27 protein-coding genes are annotated in these 15,111 nt (G+C 39.3%); 11 read left to right on the top strand and 16 right to left on the bottom strand.

All coding sequences use genetic code 11. The features are described from left to right. The first annotated feature begins 81 nt into the window (after positions 1-81). On the top strand, positions 82-573 hold the full coding sequence (locus C7B89_RS11245) for a DUF2975 domain-containing protein (RefSeq protein ID WP_115673743.1): 492 nt from the start codon (positions 82-84) through the stop codon (positions 571-573). A 130-nt stretch (positions 574-703) separates the two neighbouring features. Continuing rightward, the gene (locus C7B89_RS11240; protein ID WP_115673742.1) at positions 704-1,312 is read left to right on the top strand and encodes a copper amine oxidase N-terminal domain-containing protein; all 609 of its coding nucleotides are present in this window, start codon (positions 704-706) and stop codon (positions 1,310-1,312) included. A 44-nt stretch (positions 1,313-1,356) separates the two neighbouring features. Here C7B89_RS11240 and C7B89_RS11235 read toward each other — a convergent pair whose 3' ends face one another. Next, positions 1,357-1,641 (bottom strand): hypothetical protein, encoded by a 285-nt coding sequence (locus tag C7B89_RS11235; RefSeq protein ID WP_048393855.1) that lies wholly within the window; start codon positions 1,639-1,641, stop codon positions 1,357-1,359. A 106-nt stretch (positions 1,642-1,747) separates the two neighbouring features. Next, positions 1,748-2,524, bottom strand: a complete 777-nt coding sequence (locus tag C7B89_RS11230) for an N-acetylmuramoyl-L-alanine amidase (RefSeq protein WP_048393857.1) — start codon at positions 2,522-2,524, stop codon at positions 1,748-1,750. A 369-nt stretch (positions 2,525-2,893) separates the two neighbouring features. On the opposite strand from C7B89_RS11230, the gene C7B89_RS11225 reads away from it, so the two are divergent. Next, complete coding sequence (locus tag C7B89_RS11225; protein WP_115673741.1) at positions 2,894-3,814, top strand: phosphotransferase family protein; 921 nt, start codon at positions 2,894-2,896, stop codon at positions 3,812-3,814. Here C7B89_RS11225 and C7B89_RS11220 read toward each other — a convergent pair. Continuing rightward, positions 3,800-4,612 carry a DnaD domain protein gene (locus tag C7B89_RS11220; RefSeq protein ID WP_048393860.1) on the bottom strand — a complete coding sequence of 271 codons (813 nt, stop codon included), beginning with the start codon at positions 4,610-4,612 and terminating at the stop codon, positions 3,800-3,802. The two genes, C7B89_RS11225 and C7B89_RS11220, sit on opposite strands and share 15 nt — an antisense overlap. 161 nt (positions 4,613-4,773) lie before the next feature. Here C7B89_RS11220 and C7B89_RS11215 point away from each other — a divergent pair, with 161 nt between their 5' ends. Beyond that, complete coding sequence (locus C7B89_RS11215) at positions 4,774-5,157, top strand: VOC family protein (RefSeq protein ID WP_115673740.1); 384 nt, start codon at positions 4,774-4,776, stop codon at positions 5,155-5,157. Between the two features lie 38 nt (positions 5,158-5,195). Here C7B89_RS11215 and C7B89_RS11210 read toward each other — a convergent pair whose 3' ends face one another. The 3 genes from C7B89_RS11210 to C7B89_RS11200 all read right to left on the bottom strand — a co-directional run bounded on the left by C7B89_RS11210 (position 5,196) and on the right by C7B89_RS11200 (position 6,876). Next, complete coding sequence (locus tag C7B89_RS11210; RefSeq protein WP_048393864.1) at positions 5,196-5,615, bottom strand: hypothetical protein; 420 nt, start codon at positions 5,613-5,615, stop codon at positions 5,196-5,198. Between the two features lie 106 nt (positions 5,616-5,721). After that, a complete protein-coding gene (locus C7B89_RS11205) occupies positions 5,722-6,030 on the bottom strand; it encodes a hypothetical protein (RefSeq protein ID WP_004228634.1) in 309 nt (102 codons plus the stop codon). Between the two features lie 561 nt (positions 6,031-6,591). Next, on the bottom strand, positions 6,592-6,876 hold the full coding sequence (locus C7B89_RS11200) for a DUF5316 domain-containing protein (protein ID WP_115673739.1): 285 nt from the start codon (positions 6,874-6,876) through the stop codon (positions 6,592-6,594). Positions 6,877-6,991: 115 nt separating this feature from the next. Here C7B89_RS11200 and C7B89_RS11195 point away from each other — a divergent pair, with 115 nt between their 5' ends. From C7B89_RS11195 to csaA, 3 genes are all read left to right on the top strand, one after another. Continuing rightward, on the top strand, positions 6,992-7,333 hold the full coding sequence (locus C7B89_RS11195) for a DUF7668 domain-containing protein (protein ID WP_115673738.1): 342 nt from the start codon (positions 6,992-6,994) through the stop codon (positions 7,331-7,333). Between the two features lie 77 nt (positions 7,334-7,410). Beyond that, the gene (locus tag C7B89_RS11190; RefSeq protein ID WP_004228639.1) at positions 7,411-7,587 is read left to right on the top strand and encodes a hypothetical protein; all 177 of its coding nucleotides are present in this window, start codon (positions 7,411-7,413) and stop codon (positions 7,585-7,587) included. Positions 7,588-7,675: 88 nt separating this feature from the next. Then, complete coding sequence (gene csaA, locus C7B89_RS11185; RefSeq protein WP_004228641.1) at positions 7,676-8,008, top strand: chaperone CsaA; 333 nt, start codon at positions 7,676-7,678, stop codon at positions 8,006-8,008. A 12-nt stretch (positions 8,009-8,020) separates the two neighbouring features. Here csaA and C7B89_RS11180 read toward each other — a convergent pair whose 3' ends face one another. Then, on the bottom strand, positions 8,021-8,902 hold the full coding sequence (locus C7B89_RS11180) for an AraC family transcriptional regulator (RefSeq protein ID WP_115673737.1): 882 nt from the start codon (positions 8,900-8,902) through the stop codon (positions 8,021-8,023). A 297-nt stretch (positions 8,903-9,199) separates the two neighbouring features. Between C7B89_RS11180 and C7B89_RS11175 the strand changes: the two genes are divergently transcribed. Beyond that, complete coding sequence (locus C7B89_RS11175) at positions 9,200-9,547, top strand: hypothetical protein (RefSeq protein WP_115673736.1); 348 nt, start codon at positions 9,200-9,202, stop codon at positions 9,545-9,547. Further along, positions 9,548-9,769 carry a hypothetical protein gene (locus C7B89_RS11170; RefSeq protein ID WP_115673735.1) on the top strand — a complete coding sequence of 74 codons (222 nt, stop codon included), beginning with the start codon at positions 9,548-9,550 and terminating at the stop codon, positions 9,767-9,769. A gap of 37 nt (positions 9,770-9,806) precedes the next feature. Here C7B89_RS11170 and C7B89_RS11165 read toward each other — a convergent pair whose 3' ends face one another. The 3 genes from C7B89_RS11165 to C7B89_RS11155 all read right to left on the bottom strand — a co-directional run bounded on the left by C7B89_RS11165 (position 9,807) and on the right by C7B89_RS11155 (position 11,380). Beyond that, positions 9,807-10,364: an isochorismatase family protein gene (locus tag C7B89_RS11165; RefSeq protein ID WP_115673734.1), complete on the bottom strand. Its 558-nt coding sequence runs from the start codon at positions 10,362-10,364 to the stop codon at positions 9,807-9,809. A gap of 64 nt (positions 10,365-10,428) precedes the next feature. Then, positions 10,429-11,067 carry an O-methyltransferase gene (locus C7B89_RS11160; RefSeq protein ID WP_115673733.1) on the bottom strand — a complete coding sequence of 213 codons (639 nt, stop codon included), beginning with the start codon at positions 11,065-11,067 and terminating at the stop codon, positions 10,429-10,431. Beyond that, on the bottom strand, positions 11,051-11,380 hold the full coding sequence (locus C7B89_RS11155) for a hypothetical protein (protein ID WP_048393875.1): 330 nt from the start codon (positions 11,378-11,380) through the stop codon (positions 11,051-11,053). Before C7B89_RS11155 ends, C7B89_RS11160 begins: the two co-directional genes overlap by 17 nt. Before the next feature lie 150 nt (positions 11,381-11,530). On the opposite strand from C7B89_RS11155, the gene C7B89_RS11150 reads away from it, so the two are divergent. Continuing rightward, on the top strand, positions 11,531-11,731 hold the full coding sequence (locus tag C7B89_RS11150) for a hypothetical protein (protein WP_016993987.1): 201 nt from the start codon (positions 11,531-11,533) through the stop codon (positions 11,729-11,731). 197 nt (positions 11,732-11,928) lie between these two features. On the opposite strand, the gene C7B89_RS23070 is transcribed toward C7B89_RS11150, so the two are convergent. The 4 genes from C7B89_RS23070 to C7B89_RS11140 all read right to left on the bottom strand — a co-directional run bounded on the left by C7B89_RS23070 (position 11,929) and on the right by C7B89_RS11140 (position 13,526). Beyond that, positions 11,929-12,084, bottom strand: coding sequence for a hypothetical protein (locus C7B89_RS23070; RefSeq protein WP_016993988.1), 156 nt, complete (start codon positions 12,082-12,084; stop codon positions 11,929-11,931). Between the two features lie 166 nt (positions 12,085-12,250). Next, positions 12,251-12,427: a hypothetical protein gene (locus tag C7B89_RS23065; protein WP_167444830.1), complete on the bottom strand. Its 177-nt coding sequence runs from the start codon at positions 12,425-12,427 to the stop codon at positions 12,251-12,253. A gap of 15 nt (positions 12,428-12,442) precedes the next feature. Next, positions 12,443-13,063: an NAD(P)-dependent oxidoreductase gene (locus C7B89_RS11145; protein ID WP_048393876.1), complete on the bottom strand. Its 621-nt coding sequence runs from the start codon at positions 13,061-13,063 to the stop codon at positions 12,443-12,445. Positions 13,064-13,139: 76 nt separating this feature from the next. After that, positions 13,140-13,526, bottom strand: a complete 387-nt coding sequence (locus C7B89_RS11140) for a hypothetical protein (protein WP_103117954.1) — start codon at positions 13,524-13,526, stop codon at positions 13,140-13,142. A 239-nt stretch (positions 13,527-13,765) separates the two neighbouring features. Between C7B89_RS11140 and C7B89_RS11135 the strand changes: the two genes are divergently transcribed. Then, positions 13,766-14,266, top strand: a complete 501-nt coding sequence (locus tag C7B89_RS11135; RefSeq protein ID WP_048393879.1) for a hypothetical protein — start codon at positions 13,766-13,768, stop codon at positions 14,264-14,266. A 116-nt stretch (positions 14,267-14,382) separates the two neighbouring features. On the opposite strand, the gene C7B89_RS11130 is transcribed toward C7B89_RS11135, so the two are convergent. Continuing rightward, positions 14,383-14,682, bottom strand: coding sequence for a GPW/gp25 family protein (locus C7B89_RS11130; protein ID WP_048393880.1), 300 nt, complete (start codon positions 14,680-14,682; stop codon positions 14,383-14,385). A 158-nt stretch (positions 14,683-14,840) separates the two neighbouring features. Then, on the bottom strand, positions 14,841-15,041 hold the full coding sequence (locus tag C7B89_RS11125) for a hypothetical protein (protein ID WP_048393883.1): 201 nt from the start codon (positions 15,039-15,041) through the stop codon (positions 14,841-14,843). Between the last annotated feature and the right edge of the window lie 70 nt (positions 15,042-15,111).

Raw genomic sequence — 15,111 nt, 5'->3', positions numbered from 1 at the left:
AATGAATAGTAATATATTTTTATTGAAAAACGATAAATTTTATTTTAAAATCAATATACCATTACCAGTGAGGTGTTTTGTATGAAACATAAAAAGGGGTCAACCATTTTCCTAAAGAGTGTGATTATGCTGCTAGGTATCCCTGTATTAGCTTTAGGACTATTTTGGCTACCTGGGATAGCCAGTAGAGATGCAGCGGCACATCCCGAATCCTCCTATTTGTCTTATCTTTTTTTACTCTATGTGTATGCACTATGCATTCCCTATTACACGGCGTTGTATCAGGCCTATCGCCTCTTAATGAACATCGACCAGCATAAAGCGTTCTCCAAATCATCTGTACGGGCTTTGAGAACGATCAAAAATTGTGCTCTCACTATTGTAGCCGGCCTTATGCTAGGTATTACATCAATTATGATAATGTTTACTGGCAAGGAAGATATTACAGGAATTATTACGCTGACACTTATCAGCATCTTTGTAACCAGTACGATTGCAACCTTTGCAGCCGTTCTGCATCGACTGCTCCAAAAAGCCATTGATCTCCAAAACGAAAATCAATTAACCGTATAACAAAATGAACACTACCAATCTTGACTGGTAGTGCCTTTTAATGGGTTAAAACTAATTTCCTATAAAAACATATCAAAATTCTCTTTTCAATAGTATAATAATTACATATTTTGAGAATTGGAGGATTTATATGAAGAAATTGGTTTTGTTGATGGCGATGCTTACATTATTTTTCACCACAGCCTCTATTGCGAGCGCACATCCAGGGCGTTTAGATAGCAATGGCGGTCACAACTGTTCTGACAAATCAAAGGCTAAAGGGCTTTGTTCTGGCTATCATTATCATAATGGCAATGGTGGCAATAATGCAGGGTCTTCTTCAGGCAGTCAAAGTTATGCTACGCCAGCACCTAAAGCAACGGTAGCACCTGTATTAACGAAGGTTGCTGTCTATTTAAATGACGTGAAGCAAAATTATACGCCTAGCGCTTATATGAAAAATGGCACAACCTTAGTGCCAATGAAGGCAATCTTTGAATCTCTTGGGGCAACGGTTAGCTATGATAATGCAACGAAAAAAGTAACGGCAACAAAGGACAGTAAAAAAATTGTGATTGGTGTGGGGAATAAAACGGCTTATGTTGATACAAATGGTTCTGCATCAACAATCACACTCAGCCATCCTGCTGAAATATATCAAGGTACAACAATGGTGCCTTTACGCTTTGTCAGTCAAGCACTTGGCGCAAATGTAACATTTGATGAGGCAGCACTTGTTGTTTATATCTCAACTAAATAATGGACAAGTCTTAAGCAGTATGCTCCTACAAGGTGCTGCTTTTTTTATTGTTTCTTAAAGTTAAAATCATACTTCTTGTTGATTTTACCAGCAATCGTTTCTAGAAATAAAGCCACTGTCATATTCTCGACTTCATTTGTATACCATGCTAGCTTTGCACCATAGTTCTTTTTATTATAATTCACTTCTAATGGCCAGAAATTTTTTGTTTTATACGTATAATCAAATTTTACATAGAGTTGCTTACCATCGGGACATTCCATCACCACCTGGTATAATGGATTTTTTCTTTCTTGTTCAAATTTTACTTTTCTTATTTTGGTTAACATCAAAACCCCTCCTCTCTTCTACTACATTCGACAAAATTTTGAAAAAACCTTTATTCAATGAAAAAGGATAAAGCTCGTGATGACATAGGAGCTTTATCCTACACAATTAGTTGGCAATAAATTTGTCGTAATAGCGTTTCAGCATGGTCGCCATTTGCTCTCTTGTTAAGGCGCCTGCTGGATTCATGTTCTTACTTCCATCGCCTCGGATAATGCCTTCGCTAATAGCCCACTCCCAAGCCTCTTTATGGGCTGCTCCCACTTCTCTGCTTGTTTGTAAACTAGCTTTTTCAGCTAGTAAGCTTTTCAACGTTTCTATTTCTTGTTTTAGCTCATTATATTGTGACACTGTTAATCCCTCCTCAAGCCCATTTTTAATATCTTGCTGGAACTGTGCTTCTGTAATTCCCATACTTTTTAAATAGTCAAAAGGATCTTTGTGCGTAGTGCCTCCTAGATTTTCCGCAATCCATCGATGTGACTTAATGCCGTTGCCGCTACCATCTAAAACAGTGGGAATCCCTGCCTCTATCGCAAGCTTACGTAACAGCCAAATATAAGCCGCATAGTCCTTTTTAAATTGTTCCTTATCAGCAGTCCGTGCCAATTCCACCTGGGCATAGCTATACGGATTTCCCTTTGGTCCACAGCCATATTGCACGCGATTGACTGGGGCTACTTGTACGATTCTTCCACCACCGCCTACCCAGTGAGAAACAAAGGCATTGGCTTTATTTCGATTCATATAGGCAATTTCGTTTTCCAATGCATTTGGACCTGTATTGCTGCCATTACCTGATTCATGCGCCACAACGTATTTGACTGCCGTTAGCGCTTGATTCGGTAGCCCTGACATCATCTGTTTTTCAATAACATAACTCATGTTGCACCGTCCTTTCCTATTATTTTTAGCGACTGACGCTATGTTATTCTTTTCTTCTTTTTGGTTTTTTTAGGGTAAACAACAGATAATTAGAGGTTCCTTTTGAGGCTTATTAGCTTCTTTTCGCGCTTAAGGCTACTGCGATCGTTTCACCTCTCTTTCCTCGAAGCTATGAAGTGTGAATGTCACAAGGACATCCACTTACTATTAGTAAATGCGCGCACAAAAGTGTTTTCTAGTTAGTTGTGCTCTTTTACTATTTTTTCATTATGATTTTATAACCTCTTTTCTCGCTTCCAAGCATTGACAAAGTATTGTTTTCTGTAGTATTTTAGTTCTTCTAAAATATTGAAAGCGAGGAAAGAAAGTGTGCAGGCAGTAGAGATTATTCGTCAATTACCAAGCTTACACGGCTTTACACAGCAAGTGAAAATTAACAAAGGCTATTCACCTGATAGCAAGTATCTGGTAACAGTTGGTGAAACGCGCTATTTGGTGCGCTTGTCAGATCTAGCACATCATGACAAACGTGCAGTAGAGTTTTCCTTGCTCCAAGAGTTAGCAAAGCAGGGTGTAAGAACACATAAAGCCGTTGACTATACCTTGTTTCAGGAAGCCAACGTATCCGCAATGGTCGTTAGCTTTTTAGAAGAAACACCAGCAGATGAAATTATTCAGGAACTTTCTGACTCTGAGCAATTCCACCTTGGTCTTGCGGCGGGGAAAGAATTGAGAAAAATACATCAAGTGAGCCCTCCGCAAATAATTCATTGGGAGACAACACAGCTCAAAAAGTTTTCTACCTATTTGAAGGCATACCAACAAGATGCCTATCAACTTCCACAAGAAGCTAAACTATTGCGCTTTATTGAAACGCACTTACCACTGTTAAAGCAACGCCCCATCACCCTGCTTCATGATGATTTTCATCTCGGTCACATTATTTGTAAAGGACATACTTACAATGGGGTGATAGATTTTAATGGCTATGATGTGGGCGATCCTTATCATGACTTTTATAATCTTGCCTTGTTTAGTAGACGACAAAGTATCCCCTATTGTATTGGGCAGATTGATGGCTATTTTTCATCTTCACCAGACGATATGTTTTGGCAGTTATATGCCCTCTATGCAGCCATGACTGTCTTTTCAACCATTGTTTGGACTCGTCACTATGACCCACGCTCCTTTGACGATGCGTTGGAAAGAATTCACATGATTTTACAGGATCATGATAACTTTTCATCGATTAAGCCTTTATGGTATGCGGAGAATTTATTCACTCCGTAAGAGGGCTAAAATTTTTTGTCGTTCTGCTGCAAAATCAATTGTTGGCTGAAATTCTTGTTCCTGATCACCACGCTGCTGAAACCACTGCGGAATGATTTCCCGTCGTCTAGCTTTAGAATGTGATGACACTTGCTGCTTGTGGGCTTGAAAACGCTGCTGGTCGATAGCAATATCTGCAAGACTCTTTATGTTCTGATGGCACCAATTTTGTAAGATGCTCTCTACATACCGCCAGCGTAAAACATTATGCTCCACCGCTAGCTTCATCGCATAGATGACCATGTCCTCTGAAAAAATAGTGAGCCAGTGACGAATTTTACTAGCAATATAGGCTGTTTGTTTGCCAAAGCCTTGTTGCACATAAAAGTGGTAGGCAGTGTTAGTAGACTCCTTATCATCTTTATCTTTTAGTAATTGATTATTTAGTAAATTATTATTTAGTAGTGTGGGCTTTTCCGTCGATGGTACGACCGTTGACGAATTTCCCGTTGACGGTATAGCAGCACGTTTTGATGCTTCATAGACGAAAAATTCTACCCTACCGAACTTGCCGTCTTTTCCTCGTTCCTGTACTTTTTGAAGATAGCCCGCCTCTATGAGTTCGTCCAAAATTTTGGCTGTCGCTTCCCGCCCACATTTACTACGTATTGCTAAATCTGCAAGACTAAATGACCAATCATCTGGCAAAGACAGCATATAGGCAAGCAGACCCTTTGCTTTCCAGCTTAATTGCTCATCATTTAAAAATGCTTTATCCAAAACCACATAATTCTCCTTTTTGGCTACTCGATAAATCATGACGATCCCTCTTTCCATCTAATGTCCTTTCTAACTATATAAAGAAAATTTTTAAAAATGGGACATAAAAAAAGAACATGCCATGAAGCATGCTCTTTTAAGCAGGTGAAAAAAATTTTTTAGCGAATTCCTATCATAACAAGCGAAAGGTGGTAGAAAGAATGAATTTTGTAACGTCCCCTCTTAAAAAGAAGGTGAATAATGTTTTTATTCATGTCCGAGATTTACGTCAATCAGCAGAATGGTATAGCCAACTTCTTGGTCTGCCCTTTTGTGAAGAGAAGGTAGTTTCGCCTGTCTACAATTTACCCATTTCCTCTGAGACGGGAATTACCTTAGACGATCACACATTTGATCCTGGCTTTCAATTACAGCCGTCCAAGCATGTGTTGTTTAATTTCTACACAAACAATATTGACGATGCCTATCAGTCTATGAAAGACAAGGGCATTCCGATTGTTCGGCCTATAGAACGTTTTGATGACTTTGCTTACTTCAACATTCAAGATTTAGATGGAAATATAATCATGATCTGTAATGGGTAATGCAAGCAGCAGAAGCAAACAATTGCTTCTGCTGTTTGTTATTCATAAAGCTCTTTATAGACAATGACTTTTAAAGCTGCAATCTCTTCATCGGATAATTTGCCTTCCACCATTTGTAGAGCTTCTTCCTGCGTCATCGAGCCGTCCTGCAATTTTACACGCATGTCGTTCAAATCGGTAATGCCCACTTTTTGAATTAAGACTTTCGTTGCCTCTTCTTTTGTCGTAAACGGTAATGTACTGCTATCGACCGTTTTCGCCTCTTCCATATAGGCTTTTAATTGTGGGTCATTTTCAATGGTATTTTTGATTTCTTCCTTTTGTCCGCTATTTTCTAATTCTGTCGACAAGGTATCTACAATTTTTTCAGAGGCAAATTTTGTGCCGAAATGTAGTACACCATACCCCACTACACCAACAAATATAGCAATTACCACTAGAAATTTAATCAATCTCAACTACGCTCACTCCTTTATACACGTTCATCATACTATATGGAGCGGGTGTTGAGAAACAATTCTCCCTAGAAATTATGTAAAAAAACCCCATCTTTGTAGATGAGGCTTATTTAACGTATTTCAAATACTTCCGCACAAATTCAACAATGTAGAGAACTTCCTCTTCCGTCATCGTTAGCAGCTTGCAAACACGTTGTAGTCTAGCAGGTAATGCTAATTGCTGACGTACCTGATGAATATACATATATTTGCATTTCCGCGGATTTACTTTGTCTCGTATTTGCTTATATCGTAGGTATGCATAGCGGGCAAAGGCGTTGAGCATCTCCCGCTCCTGCTCATCACGCTCCCTCTTTTTAGCAGCCTCATCAATGATGTCCGTGTCAAATATCTGTGTACCATCTGTTAATTGCATAGTACCACCTCTCTATTGCAAATGTACTCCTCTCTATTAAATGCAACAAAAAAAGCCACACCTAGGGTAGATGTGACACTTTTTATGATTTTTATATGTAATGATTGGTGGATAGAATTCTAAATGTGACGGATACAATGCTCATTTTGATGGATAGAAATGCTTAGAATGGATTGCTCATTCAAATCGGTGGATAGAATTCTATTTTTGACGGATACAATGTCTAATCTGACGGATACATCGCTCATTTTGATGGATAGAATCGCTTAGATTGGATTGCTCATTCAATTCGGTGGATAGAATTCTATATTTGACGGATACAATGTCTAATTTGGCGGATCCAATGCTCATTTTGATGGATAGAAATGCTTAGATTGGATTGCTCATACAAATCGGTGGATAGAATTCTATATTTGACGGATAAAATATCTAATCTGACGGATACATCGCTCATTTTGATGGATAGAATCGCTTATATTGGATTGCTCATGCAAATCGGTGGATTGAATGCTAAATGTGATGAATACAATGCTTATTCTAAATTGATGGCTGCTATTAGCTTCATAGATAATAAACAAAGATTGCTACGATAATGTTTGGTATTGCTAATAGTAACGCATTATTCATGAGAAGATTGCGTTCGTTTCTGTCTTCATTGGTTTCTGTTGCGAAATTGGCGCGCATTCTATCTCCGCTTGCGATGGCTCCTGACAATAACATGGCAGAAACGATGAAAATTCCACCGAGTAGCCCTGAAAGCAAATGGGCTTCCTCTGTACCCCATATGAGAATGGAGCATATCACACCTAGAATGGACAAGATGGTGCCAATGCCTATATACTTCATTTTCAGCCCCCCTTCGTTTATATACGGCTAACCGCTCTTTTTCGTTTCAATAAATCCCTATTTACCTATACAAAATTTTTCCTTTTCCAGTAAAATAACTATTAGGAGGGAGGCTATGCAAATGAAAGACAAAATAAGAGCATTAACGAAAATGACCTTAGATGATTTAGTACATAATAGATATGAGAAACTTCAACAGGAGAAGATATTAACAGAGGATACTGCTATATTTCTGCAGGAGGTTTTCGCCTTGCAAGGTACCTTAACATGGCCGCTGGATGAAGCTTCCTTAGCTATTGATGTGTATGAAATGAATGACCAAAGTTGTTTTACAACAGAAATTCGCTATTTATGGTTTGATGATGAAGAAAGTGCTGTGGTTCTTTTTTGCAAGGCCTATACAAATGCAGATCAAACGGAGATCACTGCTTTCATGATTGATACGGTTGATGCCTAGTATAGTATCCGCGCCAAACGTTCATAGTAAGTATGGTGTGAAACTCACGCCGAATCATACGACGGAGGGATCAATTTATGAATGGAATTCGTGAAGGTTTAATCCCCACTATACTCGGGTCAGCTGTTACGGCGGCAGGCTATGCAATGAAGCAAAAACATGGCTCTAACAAAATGGTGGCCAATACGATTTTTGGCTTTGGCTTAGCACACATTGTGTTAGGTGCAATTGACCTGGTAGAGCATCGTCGTTAACGAGAGAAGGGCACGCAATGTGCTCTTCTTTTTTGTATTTTTTTCTATTAAATGCTAACATTGTCATAAAAGCTTAAGGAGTACAGTGATGGCGACAATAGAAGATTTTATAGCACTTGATATACGAATCGGCACGGTATTAGAGGCTGAGGAACTGCCAAAGGCTCGGGTTCCTGCGATTAAAATGAAAATTGATTTTGGTGAAGAATTGGGCATTAAACAGTCTTCCGCACAAATTACGAAGCGTTATACACCCGAAGTCATTATTGGGAAGCAAGTAGTGGCGATTGTTAATTTCCCGCCACGTCGCGTTGCGGGTTTTAAGTCAGAGGTATTAGTCATTGGTGGTGTACCTGTGGAGGGAGATGTAATCCTGTTAACGCCCGATCAGCAGCTGCCCAATGGAACGAAAATACAGTAAAAGCCTCTCGCATTATGCAAGAGGCTTCTTTTTCTGAAGTGGTATCCAGATTTCACTTGTAAAGGTTGGTGAGGAAAAATCCGTGCTTGTATGGCGCACGATTTCTGGACCAGCAACCTGTTCATAGCCAGATGATGGGAACCACTCCGCATAAATGCGCCCCCATGTTTCCTGCAGTGTTTGTGGGAATGGTCCAACCGCTTCAAAGACAGCCCACGTACAAGCGGGTACATCCAACTGTGAAAAATGGTGAGCCGTTTCGGTTGTGGCTACGCCGATATAATGATCAAGCTCGCCCTTTTCCTCCATTCTGCCCTCAGAAAAGTTTGTGGAGGCTTGGATGATTCCTGTTGGTTCTACATTCGACAGCTTTTTTAGTTGCCCAATATCCTCCATTGTTAATGCACGTGCCATTTCAGTTATCGCTTGATTTTCTCCTTGAAAGACGATAGGTACTCTTTTCATAAGACCCACGATGTGAAACGCTTCTTTTTGTTCGAGTCGGTAATTCATTTCACAACCTCCTTGTATGGTAAGTTGGAAGGTCATTCGTGGAAACGCTTTTAGGTGCTGACCATTTTGCCTCGCCTCCGATGGTGTGATGCCATGCATTTGCTGAAAGGCTCTTGTAAATGCATCTGCAGAGCGATAGCCATAACGAATCGCGATATCGAGAATTCTCATAGATGAATCTGATAGTTCCAGTGCGGCAAGCGTCAGACGCCTACGACGAATATACTCTGATAGCGAGATGCCTGCTAGAAAGGAAAACATACGTTTAAAATGGTATTCCGAGCAATAAGCTAATCTCGCAGCTTCTTGCACATCAATTTCCTCTGTTAGATTGGTCTCGATATACGTAATCGCCTTATTCAACCTTGTTAAAGAATCCACTTCTTTCACCTTCCTTATCTTTACTTTAGCAGGAATAGTAGCCCTTCATCCGACAATTGGTGCCCCATTTAGTCGCCTTCCAAAAAATAATCTATCGAGCAGGCAGATAACTAGCTTTTGAAGCTACTTTCACATACATATAATAGTGTAAAGCTAATTTTAGCCTTACACCTCCTGACTTGATACTTAGGGTCACTGCTCGCACAGTGGCCCTATGAAAATAAAAGATCATTGTGTCGGATCATAATTTTCGTTACAATATTTGTAAAAATAGTCTATTGAGCTGGAGGCAGCAACATGGATCGTCTTTTCCAGTGGTACAAGTATTTAAAATACATACTCATTCCTATAATTATTTTAAAATACTTTCATAATGGGGATATACCGAATGCGCATCCTCTAATCATTTTTGAATATGCTCTCCTATTTGGTGTGAGCTTTTTACTCATTATTCTACAGGATTTTTTCGCCATTCGTAAAAAAACAAAATTCCTACTCCGTCTCATCATACTGATTATTTTATTGTTTTTGTTCATAACTGCCATTGTCTATCAAGCGATAATGTCTATTATTTTTTCAATTCTACTACTATGCGTGTTAGGTATGGCACTTTATTTACATAGAAATGAAGAAGGAGAACAATAAATGGTACATGAAAATAATAGTAAGCGATTACTTTTAATCATCGGTTGGGTCAATGTGGTAGTAGCCCTTCTCCTATTCCAAGCTTTTTGTGGGCTTATGGCTATCTGTATGGGGATTGTACTTAAAAAGGATTATCAAGCACCAACCCATGGGCTAGTCTTGATAGGAGTTGGTATCGTGAGTACGGTTATAGGTTGGATGCTCAATCATTTCTATATGTAAAAATGACCAAGAACCTAGATTCTTGGTCATTTTATAATTAGCGATAACTATGATGTGTTGGTTCAAATAATGCTTCATCGGCGTTTCGCACAAGTGAGAAATGATCCACATTGTAATGGCCATGCAGGATGTCGTTATGGTGGGCAACTGTATCTTCTGGTGATAAGTAGTCGGAACCATTTGTTGAATGGCCATCTCCCACTAAAGTGACATCAAAGCCCTGTATAGTTGCTGCTCTAACTGCTGTATCCACGCAATGCTCGGTTTTGCAGCCCATCATCACCAAATGCTCTACCTCATTGGCCTGTAAGTAATCGAGTAATCCCGTCCTATAAAAAGCGTTTGTAGCCAGTTTATCAAAATAAACAGCGGTAGTAGGTACTTGGATCGCTTGATGTACCTGAAAGCCTTCCCCTTCTCCACCCGCTACATCCTGATCACGCACAAAGATAATATGTGCCTCTACCTCAATAGCTTTTTGAATAACGGCATTGATTGTTTTAAGCAATTCATCCTTGCGATAGACGGCTTGTTCATCCTGATTTCCCTCGATTAATTCTTGCTGTGCATCAATGACCACTAGTGCTTGCTTCAAAAGCATCTCTCCCTTATCGTTTGCTAACAATATTTTACCATTAATAGTTAATTTCTGATATGCATTATTTTATAACTTTTGAAACCGTCATACCATCCCCAATGGGTAAAAGAATCGAATCCAGCTGCGGATGATTAGCCACTGTGACATTGAACTTTTTCATGATGGCTGTATAGCGCTTGGGTGTCGCCATAGGGTCTGCTACACTGCCTCCTGCTAGGACATTATCTGTCACAATGAATGCACCAGGGCTTGCTAGCTGTATGCAATAGGCTAAATAATTTTCATAGTTACCCTTATCAGCATCAATGAAGAAAAAATCAAAACACTGTCCCGTTGCCACAAGCTTTTCAAGGCTATCCAATGCAGGACCTGTCATATACGTTACCTGCTCGGCAAAGCCTGCCTTGGCAAGATTTTTAGCGGCTAGCTGTGCATATTTATCCTCTAACTCTAGGGATGTCAGTTTGCCTTTCCCTTCCATTCCTCTCGCCAGACAAATACCACTATAGCCGCCAAGAGCACCAATTTCTAAAATAGCCTTTGACCTAGTAATCGATACAAGCATCGTCAACAGCTTTCCTGATGATCGAGAGACAGAAATAGCAGGCATACCATTTTCGGCAATAGAGGACAGGACATCCTCTAATAGGGCATCGTTCTGATAAAATACCTCATCTATATAGTTATTCATTTGTTTCATGTGCGTTATCTTCCTCTTGTAGACTGTCGTTGGTTTCATTTTCTTGAATATCAAACAACTGGCAAAATTCTTGGATAACCAGATCGATGGCTTTTAATTCACCGACTAAAATTTGCTGAATCGATTGAAATTCTGGCTGTTCTAATTGCTGTTTAATGGTAGCTCGCTTCACATGCAGCATCTCTAAAAATGAAATCGCTTTGCCGCGTCGGAACGTTTTTGCTCCTCGCTGTGGCGCGCCTTCCATGCCTCTGTGGCGTCCTCCACGGTGATGTCCCTCTCTCATATGCTCTCTAAATCCAGATCCTCTCATTTCTAAAACACTCCTTTTGTATACATTTGTATACATTAATTTAAACTGATTGTATACAAATGTATACAAATTGTCAATTAAACATAATGCTTTCATGCTTCAACATATGTTAGACAATAGGGTAAACGTATCGAAATGGAGGTTAGATGAGTGAAAAGGGTTATAAAATATGTGTTGGGCATCGGTACATTATTGATACTGTCAGGCATATTTTTGATTGGAGCACAATCTCACTATAATCAGAAGGAAATTAAAATTGCCAGTAAGCTATGTCTTGAAAATGGCGGACAGCCTACTATCATCCGCGATTATTTGGCTTTGAATTACTCCTTTTCATGTCAGAAGAACTGAGGTAGTACATATATGGATAGTGAACTGAGTTGCTAGAAAATCGAGTAAATTTCATCTATCTTTCAGGCAAATGGCTAGCTAACAAGATTACTTTTACATACAAATAGTAGGGTAAAGCAAATCTAGCCTTTCCACAGCTCTCCTGTTTTGAGGTCACTTTTCTTGGAAGGTGGCCTTTTTTGGCATGAAAAAAGACGTCATGTCGACGTCTTTAATGTTTGATCGATATCCTCAATCAACCTATCCACTTGTTCCTTTGTTATCTTGATGACATATAATTCTGTCGTTTCGATTCCATCAAGGCTTGTTAGGTGTTTAGGATATTGATAGTTATTTGATATCTCCTTGTCCATACAATCACCTCTTCAATAGATATATTCGACATAAAGTATAGCAAACCTTCTATAAAAAGGAAAATAACAGTATATTTTTTCACTAAAATAGCTATCATTTAGACGATTTAGGATAAAGAAAGGTTAAAGGGATAAGTCCATTTAGACTATCCTTGTGTAAAAATGCTTATTGCTTACCAAATTTCGCAATTTTTTTGAGGTAGAAAAACCCGATGGAAACAATGATAGCTCCATAGACTTTCAGCATCACATTTCTAACAGGCGCCTCCTCTATGGTTGTACTGAGAAAGGCACATCCAACCACAATGATTACCATCCCGAAGATGGCATGAATATATTTCACTATATTTCCCCTTTTCTAGTAGGCAAGTCCGACACGTGTTTTCAAAAATTCCTCACTGAAGATTTGTTGGTAGGCAAAATCTGCTGTATCCGCTACTGAAATTTCGCTACCTCCCTCTGGCAAGAAGTTACGTTCAACGCGGTAGTTTCCTGTCCAGGCCCCATCAGGTAAATAGGTAGGACAAACAATTGTCCAATCCATTGCAGATTGCTGTAGCTGTTCGAATACACGTTGGTGCTCCTGTGCAGCAAAGGTCGATTTTCGTTTCGATTCCGTTGATTGGTAACGAAGAAGAGTCGGCGTTACACGACTTTGTAGAATCCCTGCTGTTCCAATCGTAATGATTCTTGTCACCTGTTGCTTTGTCATCGCTTCAAGAATCAATGGTAAGCTAGCCGATAATGTAGTGCCTCCATCTGTATTTAATGCACTCACCACCACATCCACATGATGCATTGCCTGCTCGATATCCTGCTTGTTTAAAACATCCCCTTTCATTACACACAGCTGTTGATGATGGTGCGGTAATTTATCGGGATTTCGGACTAATAGGGTGACCTCATGCTGATCCTTTATTGCTAGTTCTACCAAATGGCTGCCGACACGTCCACTCGCGCCTAATATTAAAATTTTCATTTCTCTCACCTCTTTATCATTATATTACAATTCCCTTTATATGTAAAAAGGCACAGATCACAGTGCCTCCCCTCTACTATTCACGCTCTAGTAATTGAACATCAACCATAAATAGATGCATATTATTCTTTTCAGCTAGCTCATCGATAATCGATTGAATTTCACTTTCTGTACTTACATCAATTTCTTCCCCATCGTGTAATTGAATAGTGATGACTTGATGCGCTGGAGAGTCTATTAGATAACCAACTGTACTATCAGGCGAGTAGCCTGCCGACCGTATCGCCTGTAACACTTGTTTTGTAAAATTCGTAGCTTGTAATTTTTCGCCAAGCTCTTCAGCATAGGGAGTTGCTCTTTCGGTGCTCGGAGCTATAGCTAAAGGCTCCCTTTGTGCCATCCACAATGACATCACAACCAGTAAGCACATGAATAAAAAGAAGATTTGCAGGACACTTTTCATACACTCGCTCCATTTCTCCATGAAATTTACAGGCGGAAGTCTAGCAATCTTTTGCCCTGAAATTGTTATTATTCTCACAGCTATGTATGGCTATTTCTCTCTTTTTAATTATTAAAAAATAATTTTCTTTTTGTACAAAGGGCAAATTACCAAGAAGTTTTGTTTGTGGCTTCATAGATTAGAAATGTAAAGGTTAGCGCTACCATTACTAAAAAACTAACAAAAAGGGAGATTAAAAGATGCAGGATAGTAGATATAGTCAATATATGAATTGGAATCATAAAAAAGAAAAGTGCTGTGAACAATATGTAAAATGCTATTGTCATTTAGAAAAAAAATGTGAACACAAACAAGAAGGATGCAAATGCAAACACAAGCATGAGCATTGCAAATGGGAACAGAAGCATCAGCGATGTAAGTGTCATGAAAAGGATGACCATTGTAAATGGGAACATAAGGAGGATTCTTGCTCTTGCAAAAAAGAGGAGGAAGAGTACTACTACGAGAAGGATTATTCCAAAGATCACAAGTGTAAAGGCTGTATTTGTCATCTATTAAGATGCTTATCTCCTGGCACTTTGGTAGATGTTATTTTAGCAGGTGGCGGTAGCTTTGCAGGAATTTTATTCATCAGCTTAGATCCTAAAACTTGCTGTGCTACATTCTTAGAGGTAGATGCTGCAGCAGCCACACCACTTATCATTGATTGCCAGCAAATTATTGCCATTAGAAACGCGTAACTGTTCCATTATCCTACTTGACACCAATTCATATACCATAATCCTACCACTATAAGCACATTTAATCTTCTGCCAGGTTCGTGAAACCATACCTGGCAGAATTCATATTTTTTCAGCTATTCATTGACAATGACTTTGACAATGGGCTCTAATTTTCCTCTATTCACATCGCCAAGATAATCAACATCTACTACGACAGCTCGTGGCTCAAAACGTTGGATACATTCTATGAGGCGTTTTGTGTTTATTTTCTTCATACGCTGGAAGGGTTTACGAATATCAGACCTTGTCACATATTCGCGGAGCGGACAAGGAATCGTAAACGTCGATAAAATAAATGCTACATTTTGTAATATACCTTCCACGCCTGTAGCATTACCATTAACATTACTTAAAGCCGTTACTTGATGTGTCATTCTATCAACCTTTCTTCTACGTTCATACAATTGGTACTTTGGAAAAGAGCACTTTGTTATTTATGCTTGCTCATTAAAAATTATGAACGCTTTGTTTTTATGTACCCAATGTTATTTTTATTCAAACAACATCTTAGTTGATAGGCTGACCTACAAGCTTAGCGCATGATGGCGTAGTAAATAACATACAGCCAGCTAAAACAGCCATGGATGATTGCCCAAATGATGGAGTGATGCACACTCCAGGAGATCGTAATCGCTAAAACCGAACCAAAGCCAATGCCATTTTTGACCACCGTTTTATGCTCCACTTTTTTCACCTTCCTAGTGCTTTTTAACTCTCCTTCTTGCCATCGCAATCGGTTTCCCTCCTATCGTTTTCTATGTTTATGCAGGAACGAACAAGGGCAATCTGAAAGAAAGGATGTG

Source organism: Lysinibacillus capsici (genome assembly GCF_003367505.1).
GTDB classification, from domain to species: domain Bacteria; phylum Bacillota; class Bacilli; order Bacillales_A; family Planococcaceae; genus Lysinibacillus; species Lysinibacillus capsici.
This window is presented reverse-complemented; position numbering and strand designations above follow the sequence as displayed.

Coding starts and splice junctions, on each gene's coding strand:
- C7B89_RS11245 (WP_115673743.1), top strand. CDS start 82: ATGAAACATAAAAAGGGGTCAACCATTTTCCTAAAGAGTGTGATTATG.
- C7B89_RS11240 (WP_115673742.1), top strand. CDS start 704: ATGAAGAAATTGGTTTTGTTGATGGCGATGCTTACATTATTTTTCACC.
- C7B89_RS11235 (WP_048393855.1), bottom strand. CDS start 1,641: ATGTTAACCAAAATAAGAAAAGTAAAATTTGAACAAGAAAGAAAAAAT.
- C7B89_RS11230 (WP_048393857.1), bottom strand. CDS start 2,524: ATGAGTTATGTTATTGAAAAACAGATGATGTCAGGGCTACCGAATCAA.
- C7B89_RS11220 (WP_048393860.1), bottom strand. CDS start 4,612: ATGATTTATCGAGTAGCCAAAAAGGAGAATTATGTGGTTTTGGATAAA.
- C7B89_RS11215 (WP_115673740.1), top strand. CDS start 4,774: ATGAATTTTGTAACGTCCCCTCTTAAAAAGAAGGTGAATAATGTTTTT.
- C7B89_RS11205 (WP_004228634.1), bottom strand. CDS start 6,030: ATGCAATTAACAGATGGTACACAGATATTTGACACGGACATCATTGAT.
- C7B89_RS11200 (WP_115673739.1), bottom strand. CDS start 6,876: ATGAAGTATATAGGCATTGGCACCATCTTGTCCATTCTAGGTGTGATA.
- C7B89_RS11195 (WP_115673738.1), top strand. CDS start 6,992: ATGCAAATGAAAGACAAAATAAGAGCATTAACGAAAATGACCTTAGAT.
- C7B89_RS11190 (WP_004228639.1), top strand. CDS start 7,411: ATGAATGGAATTCGTGAAGGTTTAATCCCCACTATACTCGGGTCAGCT.
- csaA (WP_004228641.1), top strand. CDS start 7,676: ATGGCGACAATAGAAGATTTTATAGCACTTGATATACGAATCGGCACG.
- C7B89_RS11175 (WP_115673736.1), top strand. CDS start 9,200: ATGGATCGTCTTTTCCAGTGGTACAAGTATTTAAAATACATACTCATT.
- C7B89_RS11170 (WP_115673735.1), top strand. CDS start 9,548: ATGGTACATGAAAATAATAGTAAGCGATTACTTTTAATCATCGGTTGG.
- C7B89_RS11160 (WP_115673733.1), bottom strand. CDS start 11,067: ATGAAACAAATGAATAACTATATAGATGAGGTATTTTATCAGAACGAT.
- C7B89_RS11155 (WP_048393875.1), bottom strand. CDS start 11,380: ATGAGAGGATCTGGATTTAGAGAGCATATGAGAGAGGGACATCACCGT.
- C7B89_RS23070 (WP_016993988.1), bottom strand. CDS start 12,084: ATGGACAAGGAGATATCAAATAACTATCAATATCCTAAACACCTAACA.
- C7B89_RS11145 (WP_048393876.1), bottom strand. CDS start 13,063: ATGAAAATTTTAATATTAGGCGCGAGTGGACGTGTCGGCAGCCATTTG.
- C7B89_RS11140 (WP_103117954.1), bottom strand. CDS start 13,526: ATGAAAAGTGTCCTGCAAATCTTCTTTTTATTCATGTGCTTACTGGTT.
- C7B89_RS11135 (WP_048393879.1), top strand. CDS start 13,766: ATGCAGGATAGTAGATATAGTCAATATATGAATTGGAATCATAAAAAA.
- C7B89_RS11130 (WP_048393880.1), bottom strand. CDS start 14,682: ATGACACATCAAGTAACGGCTTTAAGTAATGTTAATGGTAATGCTACA.